Raw genomic sequence first — 15803 nt, forward strand, 5'->3', positions numbered from 1 at the left:
GGCGGGGAAACAAACCTTTTTACCTCGCTTGCTTAAGCTAATCATATTATTTTTCGTGGGTTGGTTACTAATATTCATTCCTATTGGGTTTACGCAAATTTCATCGCCAAATTCTGTTCAAAAATTCAGTCCTAACTTTAGCGATGCTGGTGCCTCTGTGGTTGTTGATGGGATTCCACTGTTTGATTTGCAAGCAGTAGATCGCTTTACAGCTAAGGAGCGATCACAATTTGCAAATAATGTTCTTATTGAGGCGATCTCTACCTCGCCAAACATAAATATTGAGGTAAGGAATGATAGTAGTACCAGTGCCACATCTATTTCCTTAAATAGTGAATATCTGCTTACGGTCACAGCTAATGACGTGTTACCAGATTTTTCACCATTACAACAAGCTAATCGATGGCGGGAAATTCTAGAAACGGCGATTGCTAAAGCTAAGGAAGAAAGAACTCCTCAATATTTTTTGCAGCGAATTTTTTTGATTTTAATGGCGATTGCGGTATTAATCGGATTGAGGATTTTATTTGGTATAGCAACTCGAATATTTAAGCTTAAAACTGGAATTTTCAACAAAATTGCTTTTGGTTTAGGATGGGTTGCAATCGCGGGGCTTAGTTCTGAATGGTTCCCACTTTTCCGAAGCTGGCGTTACTATATTATTTCCCCATTTTTTGAAGCCCAATGGCTTATATTTTTCGGTGCTTTAATCGGCTCTTTTATATTTAGCCACTACGCTACAGATTTAGTAAAATTTGCCTTGAGAAAATTAGCCCCTCAATCTGTCGAAAAGATTTATCAAGATGTTATTCAACCTAGCGATCGCCTGTTGCGATTTGTAGTTCTTAATATTGCCATTAGTTGGTCTTTGATTTTACTAGAGTCCTTAGCGCCTGTTGCTTATAACCTAATCAAACCAATTTCCAATCTGCTTTTAACTGCTAGTTTATATTGGATATCTGTAAAATTAATTAGTCGATATTTGCGTACTTATGGATTCAAGATCGGTAGACACTTTAGCCCTAGTAGTGATGACGCAATACTTGTCTTTGAAACTATTATTAATATCCTCATTTTTATTATTGCTTTAGTTGCCTTTGCCAAAAGTCTTAACTTTGATCTAATTGGCTTAGTTGCAAGTTTAGGATTAGTTGGCTTAGCTGTTGCTTTTGCCGCACAAAAGATTCTTGAACAACTAATTGCCACTCTAGTTCTCTATCTAGATCGTCCTTTTGTAGTTGGTGACTACATCCGCTTACCTGCGGGAGAATTAGGGAAAGTAGAAAGCATTGGTTTGCGATCAACCAAAATTCGCTCTCTTGGCACTGGCACAATTATTATCATGCCCAATTCGATCTTAGTTAGTGTCGAGCTCGAAAATGTGACTCTAGCCAAAAAGATTATGGTGTTGCTATATATGAATTTTGCGGCAGTTTTAGGAGAACGCGAACTTGCGCTTGTGCAGCAAGTAATTGTGGATAAAACCTCTGCATTGTCTGGAATCGATGCGAATAGTACAAATATTTCTGATGCTGATGGTACGGGTAAACGATTGCGCGTTAGTTTCGCAATTCTCGGCTCTCAAGATAATGCGATCGAAGTGCGTAAACGTTTACTAGAGTTGGCAAGCATCGAAATTGCTAGATCTCTTTCAGAACAAGGAATTGTCTTTACGATGGAAGATCCGACAATTTATATACAATCCCCAATTACAATTTAACTGGTTCTCTAGTTTTTAAGGCTGATAACAATGGGTGTGACCAGAATTTGATGAACAGATTTAGAGTGAGAAGCTATAGCATCTGATTTTATCCCAGAACTGCTGTCATCGACTGTTGTTATAGCTCAAAGCTCTAAGACTCAAAACAACAGAAGCGCCCTTGTCTTTCCATTTCATGTCAGAGCAGCACAATCGAGCTTTGATAATTACTTTACAGGCTGCCTCGGTGATCCCCGAACCAATGGGTAAGTTGGCGGACATAGCTTCAACATAATGCATTTGATGATGATGATTGCGAAAATAAGTAGGGCTTACTGAAAAAGAAATAAAAGCATACAAGCAATGGTTTGCAAGGCGATCAAAAACTGATAAGATGCAAGGAAAAGTAAGGTCAATGACCAACTGAAAAACATTTCTCAGATTGAGCATTCAAGACATCGCAGCTTTTTCAATTTCCTCGTTAACCTTTTGGCTGGTTTGGTTGCTTATTCCTATCGAGAGACTAAACCTGCTTTGGATCTTCTCTTCAAAGACCTGCCTGCTCTACCTCCTGCTTGCTTTTAGTTTGTCGAACTCACGTTAGTTTAGATAAAACGGTTTAAAAAAAGACTAGTACTTTCCCAATCGAGTAGATAACGTTCAATAGTCTCAAGAGCATAAGATTCAGGGAGTAGAGGTTGAAACTTGCTAAAGCGATAGAGAGGAAGTTGAGCAAGGATATTGGATCGATGTGCTTCGCTTTGCCAGTCAAAATCCGATCGCAATCTATCTAAAGCCGATCGCAATAACTGCACACTCACCTCAGAGCCTTCAATACCAATTTTGAAGTTATCAGCAATGACTTTCCATTCAGGGTGGAGATCTGCTAGGAGATACTTGATTGTGTAATTAATTTGTCCACCTGCAAATGTCCACCATGTGACGCGATCGCCATCATCGATCGCAGTGAAAGATTGCTGACGGAGAAGAACACCCAGATCTTCACGTTTTTCTGTGAGAGCATAACGAGATTGAGCGTCTATGTAGGGATAGTCGATGTCGGTAGTAAGGATCTCGTAAATTTTTTGACAGAGTTCATAGCTGAGGATTTGCGGCGAAAAGCTATTCCAGTTAGGCTTTTTACCTTTTGGAGAGAGAATTACGCGAATTGAGCGTTCCTTGTGATCGATCGCTTCAACTAGCCAAGCTTTGCCACCTAAGAGAAAGGAACTCATACTTGGTACTAATTTATCGGCAAAGTCTTGTTCTAGAGAACCAACGGTATAACCTGCTGTGGTCTTGACTTTATAGAGAACTGGGCTACTGAATACGGCATAGAGTTCCATAAAGTTTTTGCGCCCAAATATCTTCTCGGCTCTTTCACCGATGGACAGTGAGCCGCCCGATTGAAAAAAATAACCTTCCCTAATGCCATGCTGAATCAAAATTTGATATTCTGTCTCCGCGATGCCCTGAAAATCAGGAATGAGCAATAATTGCTGCCAAGCAAGTTCGGGACTAATTGCGCCAAATTGCAAAGTCAGCGCCAGTAATTGATGGACTAAAACTGTCCATGTGCGGTTATGACACTTAACAGACTCCACCCAGCCCGATCGCGCTAATTCGGCAATGGCGATCGCTTGTAAGACCGTCTCAATATTTTCACAATAAAAGGTAGTGTTAGCAGCCTTACCTCCGCGTCTACCCGTGCGTCCCAATCTTTGCAAAAATGATGACACGGTACTCGGAGCATTGGCTTGGAGAACAAGATCAAGATCGCCAATATCAATTCCTAATTCGAGGGTACTGGTGCAGAGAATGCAAGCATTAGTTCCCTTTTGAAAGTTCTCTTCGGCGGTTTCGCGTTCAGTGCGAGAGACAGAACTATGATGCACAAATACATCGGTACTACGATCGCGCATTCGTTCCGCGACATCTTCCGCAAGCGCTCGACTTTGACAAAAGAATAAGCTCTTATTACCTAGGGCTTTGCGACTGGCTTCACGGGCGATCGCGCCAATCTCGTCACGCTGTAGGATAGCAATTTCACGCTTAGCAGGAATTTTTGGTGGATCAATCACGATTCTTTGACGCTGTGATGAGCCTTGCATCCAGTGGAGAATTTGCTCTGGATTGCCCACAGTGGCGCTCAGTCCAACTCGCTGCACATCATGGGCTTGAAATTTTAGAGGGTGCGGCGAAGCCGCGCCCTCTAAAATTTGGTTATTGGCGGCGGTAATTAGACGCTCTAGTACAGAGAGTAAATGTGTACCGCGATCGCTACCTGCGAGGGCGTGAATTTCATCAATAATTACTGCACGAAGATCACCGAAAAGCTTAGTGTGAGGGACTTTTGCTGATAGAAGCATCACTTCGATAGATTCGGGAGTAGTGAGGAGAACTTCGGCAGGTTCCTTGAGAAAAGCTTGCTTATCTTTCCCTTTAATATCGCCATGCCAGACAAAACTGCGTAAGCCCACCATTTCGGTATAAGTGGCAAAGCGATCGCATTGATTATTGAGCAGAGCTTTGATCGGCGCGATGTAGAGTATGCCCACGCCCTGCGGTTCATTTTCAATTAAATTTGCTAATAGCGGAAATATGGCGGCTTCAGTTTTGCCCCCTGCGGTCGGCGCGAGAACGACAGCATTTTTACCATCAAGGATGGCTTGACCTGCTAGTTCTTGGACGGGGCGTAATGATGACCAACCGAGGCGATCAGCGATCGCCTGTTGTAGTCGGGGCGGAAATCTGGCAAAAGTGGAATGCATGATTAAAAATCCATAGAAAGCGCAAAATTTTCCCTCACCCCCTAGCCCCCTCTCCCAAGTGGGGAGAAGGGGCTGGGGGATGAGGGTCTAAAATTCAACAACGGCGTAAACTTCATTTTCTTCTGGTTCAGGATCGTAATAGGGCAGACCTGACTTAATACGAAGTTCATCATCATTGAGGGTATCTGCGGGCAGAGCTAATGCACTGATCGGATCGAAGTCAGGGTTATCGGCAACTAAATCCAGAAGATTCACATATTGTCGTAAAAACTGACGCGGCACTACCCCCACATCGCCTTTAAATCCTTTAGTTACTTCTGCAATCAGGCGATCGATAAATTCAAGGGTGATTTTCCGTTCTAAATGAATGCGATCGCCATCGTTAAAAAGTTCACGCAGTCTGAGAGCAACTTCCTTTAAACGAATGGCATCAAAGGGGGTGAGTTCCAATTGGGGCTGACGCGGACTACTAAAACCGCTATAGGTTTCAAACTTGATGCGATCGTGAAGCGGTGTTAGTCCCGCAATGCCACGCTTCGTATCAAAAAAGTCAGGCGTACCTGTAAAAATCCAGAGCAATCCATGAAAGCGATCGGCGGCATCACAGATTTGACGAATACCATTTAAGGATTTACCGCGCACGTCTTGACGCATTCGCAAGATCGTTTCTGCTTCATCAATGACGATCGCCCAGCCCTTGTAACCTGCCGCCTTGACGATCTGCAAAATGCCAAGTAAATAGTCGAGGGCTTCACGGCTGCCAATATCGCCTTTAATCCCTGCAATTTTTTTGGCGCTTGCTGCAACATTTTCACTGCCTGATAGCCAAGAAATGAGGGCGCTGGCTTCGGCAAAGTTTCCCTGTTGCTTGAGGGTAAAGATGGTTCGCAATACTCGTGTCATGTCTTCAGGAACTTGTCCACCTGTCATCGAGGCAAGTTCTTCATCGAGGCGATCGCGCACCGCATCATCAAAATTAGGATCATCTTCATCTTTCCCCCCTGCGATCAGCATATCTTCAACTCTCGCAATCCAGCGATCGAGAATGTCGCCTAGCGCTCCCCTTGGGCATACATTTGTGCCAAGTTCCTGTATGGCTTTGCGATAGACATCATCAAATTTATGGAAGTGCAGATCATTATCAGAAACAACTATAAAACTAGTGGCAAAACCGCGATCGCGGGCTTCGAGGGTGGCAAGGCGAGACATAAAGGTTTTACCGCAACCATAACCGCCACGCAAAAATTTAAATACGCCTTCACCATCAGCAGCGAGTTCGAGTTGGCGTTGGATTTCCTTCCGCGATCGATCTATGCCGACAGCAAAGGCTTCTAGCCCCCGTTCTGGAACAACTCCCGATCGCAGTTTTTCAAAAATATGTTCGGTATCCTTAGCGTTCAAATTCATAGCTACACAGTTTTATTTTTTAACTGACGTTACATGGAAGATTATAAGACCCTCACCCCTAGCCCCTCTCCCAAAAAGGGAGAGGGGAACAAGAAATTAGTCTTACTCCCCCTCGCCCTTAATGGGAGAGGGGGCTGGGGGGTGAGGGTTATCTCTTAATATACCGCTTACCTGAAGGGACATTTTCAGCTTGGACAGTAAAGGGAACTTTAGCAGTAAATTCATCAAACTTGCTCGCAAAACTTCGCGCTTTACGTGGTGAACCGAGCATTTGCACAAGTTCAGTTTCCACGATCGCGCCATGTTTTTCTAGATGCTCAAATACCTTGACGATCGCAGGATCATCAAAATTGTCTTGCCAGCGATCGCTAGTCGCACTTATCAACCCTTGATTTGGTTCAGGAACTAGATCGGGAATTAGATCTTGAATAGGATCTGGAATTTGTGGTTGTGCTTTAGCGATCCTATTTTTAATGGATGCTTTAACAGCTAACCGCTTAGTAATTGTGAGAACAGGAATTATACGCTCCTGTAAACTATTGCCACCGTGAGCAAAGGAAGCATTACTGAGTTTAGATTTCCCCTTAAAAATAGCGGTGTCATTCCGAAATAGAAGATAACCTTCTTGACCATCATAATTGAGCGATCGCAATGGTACAGATACACAATCAGCCTCGCGGCGGTAATCATCGAGACGCACATAGCGGCGAGTAGCGGTGGCATATTCCACTTCCTTAACGGTGTGGTCGAGGAGCATGAAGCCATGATCGGCGGTGAGGATACAGGTATGAATCCCAATCTTTTGGAGATTATGGATCGCGGCTTTCAGTTGTTGAATCCAATTGGTAAATGTAACTAGACCCACATTTGCTTCACCTGCATCATCGATTTCGCGGCTATGGATGACGAGCAAGGCTGCCTTTTTAGCTTGACTTTCTAAAGCCTCACTGGTTGATTGGGCGACCTGTTGCAGCGAGAGACTGGATAACGAATGCCGATCGCGACTAGTACTAAAAGTGCGATCGCCCATTGCCCGCGCCCGACTATCAGGATCTTTGACCGTATATTCTCCCGCTTTAATGCCTTTACTAAAGTCTTTGCCATCGGGTAAGCGGATTTTGCCATCCTGCGACACAGGGGCGATCGCATTCATACCCATTGCCGTAATCGTAGGTAGTTCGGCATAGCAGCCGATGAGGTCAGTCTGGAACTCCTCTTGATTGAATTTGTTTCTTAATTCCATTGCCATTTCATAGCGAAAGGCATCGACGAGGAACAGAGCAACGCGATCTCCTTGTTCAGCTTGTCCTAGAGAAGGATGGCGCGAAGCGCCATCCTTCTCTGGAGTAGTAATCAATGGCAAACAGTGACGCTCAAAAATATGGCGCTGCTGTAATTCCTCTTCAGGTAAGAAGCCCACCCGATCGCATAATTTCGCAAAGTCTCGCGCCAAATCATCTGCCCAATCACGATAAAGCTGGCGCAAAAAATGTGTCACTTTCTCCATTGACGCATATTGTGGCAGGTTACTATTTGTGGTTATTTGCAAGCGTAGTTGTTCAAAGCCGCGATGGTAAGAATCGACAATCCAAGCCTTTTGGGTATAGAGATCAAGGGCTTCGCGTAAAGTTGTCACCCCGTTTAAGACATGATGGTGTTGCGTAATTACCTGTCCAAACTGGGCGGCTCTTAAGACCCAAAACCACAGGCGGCGTTTTTGAGAATCGTGGAGAATCCAAAGGGAAGGCTCTTTCAGTCGCGATCGCCCCCAGATGATCACCTGTTGCCAATTTTGCGCGAGCAGGGCTTGAATAGAGGCATTGAGCATAACTCGATCTTCGGTGGCGAAGGTGTCAATTTTGCCGAGATCATGGGGCGTGATTTGTTCGAGTTCCAATTTGATTTTGGCTTCGACTTCTTCAGCGATCGCAATGTAACGCAGGGGATGGCGATCACGGAGATGGTTAATTAGATTTTGACATTGTGCTTGTAATAATTTGGGAAGCGATCGCAAGGGTTGTAATTCGGGCAGATAGGGCGATCGGGTGAGGTCGTTGGTATATTCCACACACATCAACCAAGCGACAAAGGCAAATTCTAAATGGTCTATATCTACAGCATCATTCTTAAGGAAAAATTGTAAAAAGGCGATATCCATTCCTGTATGAATATAAAAATGTTCGATCAGAATATTTAGCTCGGCTGCACTATGGATTTTGGTGCGGAGATTGCTATCTTGATTGAGCAAACCATCGAGAATCCATTGATGATCTAACCCTGCTAAATAATTACGGAATTCATCACCAAGGTCGCCAGTTGAAGAATTATGTCGATTTAATTGTTGATCTAGCCAAGTTTCGGCTCCTGCGAGGGTAAGGTCGGTCGTTTTTAGAAAATCTGCGATCGCATCAGGAGCGACTTTACCTGTAACTGCTTCACGCACAAGGGTAGGTAGGGCTTTTTCGTAGCGTTTTCCTGCTCGATAGAGTTCTAATAATGGAGTTTGCTTAACTGTTTGGGTGTTGTGGTTTGGTAAATGGATTAATAGCCGATCAGGATCAAGTCCATTGCCATAGTTTTCTAGTTGCAGCAATAATTCCAGATAGCTCCCCCGAAAGCCCACCACAGGAAAGTCAAAATTCCCTGTTTGATAACGAGTGATTAGGCGATCAACAAATTCGGTATAGCGGCTCTCAGCATCTAGCCAAATCACTATTCCCTGACGGCGGATGCTTTGTTTAATGTCTTGTTCGAGATAGTCAGCGATCGGATTAGTCATAACGGTAAATAATAGATTTGCCCATCTAAGTCTTCAGGCTGACAACATTCAAATATTAAGACGATATCAGCGAGTGTTTTAAGCAGATTGTGTAGACTGACGGGCAGCAATGCGATCGCGTAAATGTTGAGGGTTAAATCTTGCCTGATTTGTTTGCTGAATAATTTTCGCTTGCTGCTGGCGTTGAGTCAGATAAGTTTCAACTTCGTGCTGATGGTTGAGGTAGTAAGCGATCGCAGCGTAAACATCGGCTAATTTTAGAGAAGGATAGCGAAAGGCAATTTCATCGGCAGTGGCTCCCTGTTGATAAACAGAGATAATCGTATCAAGGGTGACACGAGTGCCACCAATACGGACAACTCCATCAGCATCAAGTTTTAGGGGTATTGGTTGAGGAGCGATCGCAAGCATATTTTCTCCCTATAGTTTGGTATTGTGACAAAATGATCGTAACAGTTTATTCATGCTTATTCATTTGTTATCAGGAGAAAAGTAAATGACTCAAGCAATTTCACCACCACAATCAATAAGCAAGGATATATACGATCGCGATTTGCATTTGTGGTTAGAGACAGCGATCGCCCAGTTAAAGGCGGGTGATTTAGAGAATTTGGATGTAGAAAATTTGATTGAGGAGTTAGAGGGTTTGGCAGGACGCGATCGCAAAGAATTAGATAGCAGATTAATTACTTTGCTAGAACATATCCTCAAACGCTGCTATGTCAATCTGCCTGATTGTTTTAAGGGTTGGCAAAATACGATTCTCACGCAAAGGGATGAACTCAGCTTGCTACTGGAACAATCACCAAGTTTGCGCCGCTATTTTAGCGATCGCTTTGATCGCAGTTTTCAGGCAGCTTTACGCAGGGTCGATGATGGCTATCCTAGCTGTCAATTTCCTAAAACATGGCAATTTGAGCGCGATGTCGATGCATTGTTGAGCGTCAAGTTTTGGGAATTGTAATCGGTATCGATAGGCGTAGGGGCATAGCATTCCTGCGACTATCTTGGCTTGTGGCAACCATTTTGAAACAGGAATGCTTTGCCCTCTTGGATGTTGGCAAGACCCTCACCCCTAGCCCCTCTCCCAAGATGGGAGAGGGGAACCAGAAAATAGTCTTACCCCCCCTCGCCCTTAATGGGAGAGGGGGCTGGGGGGTGAGGGTTTATTCTTCCTGCAATTCAAACGCCATTTGATCTTCTTCTTTGTTCTTTTTGCGATCCCTGCGTTTTTGTTCCTTTTGTCGCAAGTCTAAAACTAGCTCAGGATTGTCTCTGATAAACGCATCGCGCAAAGATTGGGAATCTGGTTCTGCGATATGAAAATCAGGGGCGATCTCATCTTGCAAACGCAGTTCCCACTCGTAGGCTTTGGCGGGGTGATATTTCCAGAAGACGCTGTGGGCAACGGCTAGGGATGGGTCTTTTTGGCATTTGGCATCGACGCGGCTGGGGAAATAGCGGGCTGCGAGGTGCGCCCAGTCATAGTCTTTTTTGTTTTGGGCGGTGCTGAGTTCTGACCACCATGTTTTGGGTTTGTTCCATTGGGGTTCGAGCAATGTCCAGAGGGCGGCGCTGTTGATCATTACGCCGTCATCGAGATCCATTTTGAAGGTGGCATCGACTTCACGGCGCGGATCGCTAGATTTTGTTGGTGGTGCGCCACGTTCAGCGATCGCTTGGACTTTGTTGATCAAGTCTTGCAGTTCTTCTTGGAGTTTGCATAGTTCGCTATAGCGTTTTTCGGCGGTGGCGATTGCCTTTGTGTCAGGTTGGTTACGCGCTGCCATGAGGTCGTTGATTTCACCGATGAGGTGGTTTTGGTCGGGGAGGAGGTGGTCAGCGAGGAGGGTTTGCAGGGTGTTGTCTGTCCATTGGTGTATGGGGATGATGGCGACAAAGTTCTTTTTGGTGGATGAGATGGGGAAGTAGATCGGGCGTTGGTCGTAGCGTTTGAGGTGGTCTTCTTTGAAGTAGTCTTGGCGCAACCATTCGCGGAGTGTTTTTTTGGTGATTTGGGAGCCATGTTCTGTCCATGCGTGATGGATGGGGGCGGCGGCGGGGTGGGTAAGGCGATCGCCGATTTCGGGGAGATCTTGGCTGTAGGCGGAGAGGTAGAGGATGGGAAGACCCTCACCCCCAGCCCCTCTCCCATTGAGGGAGAGGGGAGCAAGAGATTTAGAAGATAAATCTTCTCCCCCTTCTCCCGTTCTGGGAGAAGGGGGCTGGGGGGATGAGGGTGATTTTAAGCTACCACCCTCACCCCCAGCCCCTCTCCCATTGAGGGAGAGGGGAGCAAATTCTCTTGCTCCCCCTTCTCCCGTTCTGGGAGAAGGGGGCTGGGGGGATGAGGGTCTTCCAAACCGCCCCAATGCTAACCCCACGGCGTAGGAAATAAAGTCTTGGGCGGTGGGTGGGTCGTATTCGGGATGGTAGGGGGGGAGGGGTGTGCCTGCGGGTCGGTCTACGGCGGTTTGCGCCCATGTTTGGGCGGTGCGCCAAGGGCTAGGACGGGGGCTAATAAATTCTACGGATGTCTCGCGTCCTGCTTCATGTTCGCTAAATGCTTTTTCAAGTTCTCTAAATATCTCGTCTGCGGATTCTATGGGGAATAACGGAAGACGATTTACATCTCCAACTTCAAAACCTACACCTGGATTTAGTGACTGTAAAATTTGTTTGCCAAGCTGACTATTCATCAAACATACTAGACTTGATGGATTATCAGAATATATAGAAGAACCTTTATTACCTAAAATACTCGGATATCTATGTATTCTAGAAAGAAAAGATTGTCCAATCATTGCAAAAGCAATTCCTTTACCATAAAAATATTTTTCGCTTGATAAAATAAAAGCCTCTCTATTTGTCTGGGTAGATTTTAGAAGCTTTATTTCTAACGCCTTATATTTCCAGTTCACTAAAAATCTTAAAGGCTCAATCCAAGCTAATCCAGAAGCTCCATTAATAAATGGATGCCATGTATTTTTTGAAGGATATTCTTTCCATAAATCTTTACAAAAACTAAATTGTATAAATTCACTTTCCCAAGGACTTCTAACAAATCTTGTATTATCTCCTGTTGATTGCGCGGCTCTTCCTGGAGAAACTTCTTCAATTTTCGGAGTTTCGGCGTAGCGTTTGAGAAAGGCATCATCCCACCAGTAAATGAGAGGCTTTTCTTTGATGACATTAAAATTTTGCGTTTTGAACTCATATCTTCCCACTTGAGCCAATAAAGCCGCACGTTTATTTGGTGTTTGTTGAGAAGATTCGCTAATTTGTGAAGTTTTTGGCTGAATTGCAATACTTAATCGATCAGAAGGTTTTGATTTTCGAAAAATTGTCATAGAAACCGATACAACTTGACCAGAAATTCCTTCAAACGCACCCGTTTCTAAATCTCCTAACAATCGCAAATCATAACTCTCAATCAAAAACTCCCGAATCGCCGAATACTGACTGATAAACATCCAATTTCGCATCGTCAGCAACGCCGAAAACCCACCATCCTTCGCCAACTCCAAACCACGCTGCAAAAACGCCGCATAGAGATCCGCCTTCCCCTTGGGGTAATGCTTCGACAAATGACCAGCATCCGCCATCTTACTTGTCCCCTGATACGGCGGATTGCCAATCACCAGATCATACTGACCCTCCCGCACCATCCGCACAAACCTCACCCCCGCCGCCAACTGCTCACCCCACAACCGCACCCCCAGATCATCACTCTGCGACCTTTGCTGCAAAAACCTCTCCAACGCCTCCAAAATACTTGACTGAGCTTGAGTAGCATTAAATTTGCCCTCACCCCCAGCCCCTCTCCCAGAACGGGAGAGGGGAGCAAGAGAAAGAGAAGATAAATCTTCTCTCCCTTGTGCCTCAGAACGGGAGAGGGGAGCAAGACTTCTTTCTCCCCCTTCTCCCTCCTTGGGAGAAGGGGGCAGGGGGGATGAGGGCAAAATCGACAACTGCAAAGGTTGATTAATCTGTGCTTCATAATCAGCGATCGCCTGTGTCACCGCCCCATCCACCTTCAGCAAACTACCCCACACATCCGCCCCCTTCAGCGCCTCCACAATCTGCATCGTCAACTTCGGCGGAATCCCCGTCGCCGATCGCACCTCGTCATAAAAATTCAACAACTCAGGATCATCCTTCGGCAAATTCGCCAAATTCAAATTCGCCGCCACCAAATTAATCTGCCTCGGCGCAGCATCCTTGCAAAGCCCCTTCGCCTTCAGCCACAACGCCGCCGCCGCCATCTGCACCGCCCGCGCATCAATATCAATCCCATAGAGATTATTTTCTAAAATGCTATTGGCAATTTCCGCATCCGTCCAAACCTTACCCCGATGCCGCGATTCTTCCTGATAAAAAGCAAACAGCAAGTCAAAAGCGATCACAAGGAAATGCCCCGACCCACAGGCAGGATCGATCAGTTTGAGGTGGCGGAGGGAAAGACCCTCACCCCCAGCCCCTCTCCCATTGAGGGAGAGGGGAGCAAGAGAGGAAACAGATAAATCTGCTTTCTTTTCTACTCTTGCCCCCCCTTCTCCCGTTCTGGGAGAAGGGGGCAGGGGGGATGAGGGACTCACAATCGCTTGACGAACAATATTGATAGCTTCGGCTAAATCTTCCTCAATAAGCTGACTACTCACTCGCACAAATCTAAGACCTAAAGATTCCAGTAGCTCTTGACGTTGGCGATCGTTTTCTTGTTGAGACTCATGAATTAAACCATCAACTTCAATAACCAAGCGTTCCGTAGCGCAATAAAAATCAACAACAAATACACCGATGGGCTGCTGTCTCCTGAACTTACGCCCTTCGATTTGGCGACTACGCAAAGCTTGCCATAGTAAATTTTCACTAGCAGTCGGTTCTTTGCGAAACTGTCGAGCCACTTCGACCATTTTGGCTTTGAGATGCGGGGGGATTTCCCAATATTCTTTGGTGTTAGGAAGACCCTCATCCCCCCTGCCCCCTTCTCCCATTAAGGGAGAAGGGGGAGTAAGAGAATTTTCTCCCCTCTCCCTTGATGGGAGAGGGGCTGGGGGTGAGGGTGGCTTCACCCAATACTTCCAACGCTGTTCTTGCTCATTCTCAATAGCCATCAACTCATCTAGCGCCACCTCCCCCGCCTCGCGCCTTTGCCGCCAAACTTGCCGCCGCGCTTCGAGATTTTCTAAGGTGCGATCGCTCACCGCCTCAGCAATCCAACCATTCAACCCACAAATATCCAGCCATTGATTATTCAAGCTATTTTGCAATAGCCACTCCACCATATAGCGCTCCGTAAACATCTGCGTCTTACTGGCGATTTCGTGCGGCTCCACCTTACCGCCATCATTCATCTTTTGATCAATGCTTTCCCGTTCAGGATCATTCCAATATTGATAGATCCAGCCCAAAGTCGTATCATCGCGCCATGCATCCGCCTCAACCTTGTCTAGCTCTTCCACTAAATACCGCAAAGTCAACGCAGGCATGGGAATAAGCTCAATATACCCATTCAACCCGCCGCGCCCAAATAAACCCGACAAGTCGATCGCCAGTTCATCAAACACCAAGCGCAACAATAACCCATAGCCCTGATCTTCCTCTTGCAAAAACTCTGGTGCATAGTCCCGAAATTCCTTAAAAGCGGCGCTCTGCCATCCCCCCGTCACCAATTTCGGCTTCAGCAACCCCATCGCCTCTAAATTCTTAATCACCGCCAACCGATTCAGCCAAGTCGCCGCCGCCAGTTTTTCGAGATCCTGCCGATGGCGATCGCGCAATTCCTGCTTTAATTTCGCTGATTGCTTGCCCTTATAAACCGCAAGATCCCCCTTCACCAATTCTTCTAAATATTTCTCTAATCGCTCCCGCTTACAATGACGCTCCTCATCTAGCTGCACCTGTTCTAGGTTTACGCCCATCAAGTATGTGGACTCAACGGCGTTGTGTAGGTCAGTAATCAGGCGATCGCGCAAATTGCGAATGGTTTTGGAGAGTTGAGCTTTAGTTGTAGGAGAGAGGTAGGTCATTTATGGAATTTTGACTCAATATTAATTCGGTATTGATTTGGTAGGGGCATAGCATTCCTGCAACCATCTAAGGCATCTCACTAGGTTTTGAATATAGGAATGCTTTGCCCTAAACTTAACGCTATCACAGCTAACTCACAATAGCGAAGAGGGTAGAGCATTTGCGGATCGAGATGTTGGTGGAAAGCTCAGGAATTGTGGCGCAAATGCTCTACCCCTACGAAACATAAAAATTACGGGGTCGGCGGCAAGATGTCACTGAGGGTGATCACAATTTCAGAAAAGGCGAGGGGAGCCGCTTTATTTGGCTCACAATTCAGTTATAAAGAGTGTGCGGCGATGCCGCGCACTCATATTTATTTATTTATTTTATCTATTCAATGCCTAGCGATCGCAACTTAGCCTGTAAAGCTTCCACTTGTTGCTGTGATTGCGATGCTCTTTCATCACTGGTGAGATAGCGATCTCCATTTTGATCGAACCAAGTCAAAACTTCACGCTGATAGGGGTCAGTTGGTAAAGTGCAACGCCCAATCCCCAAGCCGATCTCTGGCATCCAAAATGGTTTACTGTTCTGTAATTGCTGTAATTGATAATCACCATCAATTAATTGATATATTTCTAAGGGCAAGTGACCATCACGCCGACAAAATTCGGGATTATAAATCAGGTAATATTTCACCCCAAGATGGCGATAAATCTCTAACTTTTTCTCGTACTCATCACCATAGGTGTGGGACACCATTTCTATGGTCAAAATCGGTACGATATTATTCTCTTCCCACATCACGTAGCTTTTACGAGACTTGCCAGCCTTGCGCCGTTCCACGCCGACACTCAAAAATCCATCAGGAACAATTGGCACTCTAGGGCTTGCGCCTGTAGTGTGATAAATCCCCATATCGACCCCAAAATACCAATCATGGCGATCTTTCCAGATATATTCCAATAGAAATAACAAGAGGTTTGGTAAATAATTCTGGTCTTCGTTATCCACAGGAGTATCGTCTGAATCGGGTAATTCGTCACTATCAGGGAGATTATTAGATAAATATTGGCGATCGAGTTGCAGCATGGTTTGACTCTAAACTCTAAAAATATTCGCGCTACATAGC

Annotated in this window: 8 protein-coding genes and 2 pseudogenes; 3 read left to right on the forward strand and 7 right to left on the reverse strand. The window is 45.5% G+C overall.

Features of this window, described 5'->3' with window-relative positions; all coding sequences use genetic code 11:
* Positions 1-55 precede the first annotated feature (55 nt).
* Positions 56-1720, forward strand: coding sequence for a mechanosensitive ion channel family protein (locus VB775_RS18655; protein ID WP_281009674.1), 1665 nt, complete (start codon positions 56-58; stop codon positions 1718-1720).
* A gap of 105 nt (positions 1721-1825) precedes the next feature.
* On the opposite strand, the pseudogene VB775_RS18660 reads toward VB775_RS18655, so the two are convergent.
* Positions 1826-2026: pseudogene (locus VB775_RS18660) on the reverse strand (ISKra4 family transposase); the annotation flags it as partial.
* Between the two features lie 84 nt (positions 2027-2110).
* Here VB775_RS18660 and VB775_RS18665 point away from each other — a divergent pair.
* A pseudogene (locus VB775_RS18665) lies at positions 2111-2284 on the forward strand (IS982 family transposase); the annotation flags it as partial.
* Between the two features lie 20 nt (positions 2285-2304).
* Here the strand turns inward: VB775_RS18665 and VB775_RS18670 are convergent.
* From VB775_RS18670 to VB775_RS18685, 4 genes are all read right to left on the reverse strand, one after another.
* Positions 2305-4470 carry a DEAD/DEAH box helicase gene (locus tag VB775_RS18670; protein WP_281009673.1) on the reverse strand — a complete coding sequence of 722 codons (2166 nt, stop codon included), beginning with the start codon at positions 4468-4470 and terminating at the stop codon, positions 2305-2307.
* An 87-nt stretch (positions 4471-4557) separates the two neighbouring features.
* A complete protein-coding gene (gene brxD / locus VB775_RS18675; RefSeq protein ID WP_281009672.1) occupies positions 4558-5877 on the reverse strand; it encodes a BREX system ATP-binding protein BrxD in 1320 nt (439 codons plus the stop codon).
* A 148-nt stretch (positions 5878-6025) separates the two neighbouring features.
* Positions 6026-8656 carry a BREX-6 system phosphatase PglZ gene (pglZ, locus tag VB775_RS18680; RefSeq protein ID WP_281009671.1) on the reverse strand — a complete coding sequence of 877 codons (2631 nt, stop codon included), beginning with the start codon at positions 8654-8656 and terminating at the stop codon, positions 6026-6028.
* A gap of 78 nt (positions 8657-8734) precedes the next feature.
* On the reverse strand, positions 8735-9067 hold the full coding sequence (locus VB775_RS18685) for a DUF433 domain-containing protein (protein ID WP_281009670.1): 333 nt from the start codon (positions 9065-9067) through the stop codon (positions 8735-8737).
* An 85-nt stretch (positions 9068-9152) separates the two neighbouring features.
* Here VB775_RS18685 and VB775_RS18690 point away from each other — a divergent pair, with 85 nt between their 5' ends.
* Positions 9153-9620 (forward strand): DUF29 domain-containing protein, encoded by a 468-nt coding sequence (locus VB775_RS18690; protein WP_281009669.1) that lies wholly within the window; start codon positions 9153-9155, stop codon positions 9618-9620.
* A gap of 202 nt (positions 9621-9822) precedes the next feature.
* Here VB775_RS18690 and VB775_RS18695 read toward each other — a convergent pair whose 3' ends face one another.
* Complete coding sequence (locus VB775_RS18695; RefSeq protein ID WP_281009668.1) at positions 9823-14688, reverse strand: DUF559 domain-containing protein; 4866 nt, start codon at positions 14686-14688, stop codon at positions 9823-9825.
* A gap of 373 nt (positions 14689-15061) precedes the next feature.
* The gene (locus VB775_RS18700) at positions 15062-15763 is read right to left on the reverse strand and encodes a Uma2 family endonuclease (RefSeq protein WP_281009667.1); all 702 of its coding nucleotides are present in this window, start codon (positions 15761-15763) and stop codon (positions 15062-15064) included.
* Positions 15764-15803 lie beyond the last annotated feature (40 nt).

Origin of the sequence: Pseudanabaena sp. CCNP1317 (assembly GCF_034931345.1) — a bacterium.
Lineage (GTDB): Bacteria > Cyanobacteriota > Cyanobacteriia > Pseudanabaenales > Pseudanabaenaceae > Pseudanabaena > Pseudanabaena galeata.

Bases quoted from the DNA above. Each gene is read 5' to 3' on its own strand.
- VB775_RS18690 (WP_281009669.1), top strand. From the start codon at position 9,153: ATGACTCAAGCAATTTCACCACCACAATCAATAAGCAAGGATATATAC.
- VB775_RS18670 (WP_281009673.1), bottom strand. From the start codon at position 4,470: ATGCATTCCACTTTTGCCAGATTTCCGCCCCGACTACAACAGGCGATC.
- VB775_RS18700 (WP_281009667.1), bottom strand. From the start codon at position 15,763: ATGCTGCAACTCGATCGCCAATATTTATCTAATAATCTCCCTGATAGT.
- VB775_RS18685 (WP_281009670.1), bottom strand. From the start codon at position 9,067: ATGCTTGCGATCGCTCCTCAACCAATACCCCTAAAACTTGATGCTGAT.
- pglZ (WP_281009671.1), bottom strand. From the start codon at position 8,656: ATGACTAATCCGATCGCTGACTATCTCGAACAAGACATTAAACAAAGC.
- brxD (WP_281009672.1), bottom strand. From the start codon at position 5,877: ATGAATTTGAACGCTAAGGATACCGAACATATTTTTGAAAAACTGCGA.
- VB775_RS18695 (WP_281009668.1), bottom strand. From the start codon at position 14,688: ATGACCTACCTCTCTCCTACAACTAAAGCTCAACTCTCCAAAACCATT.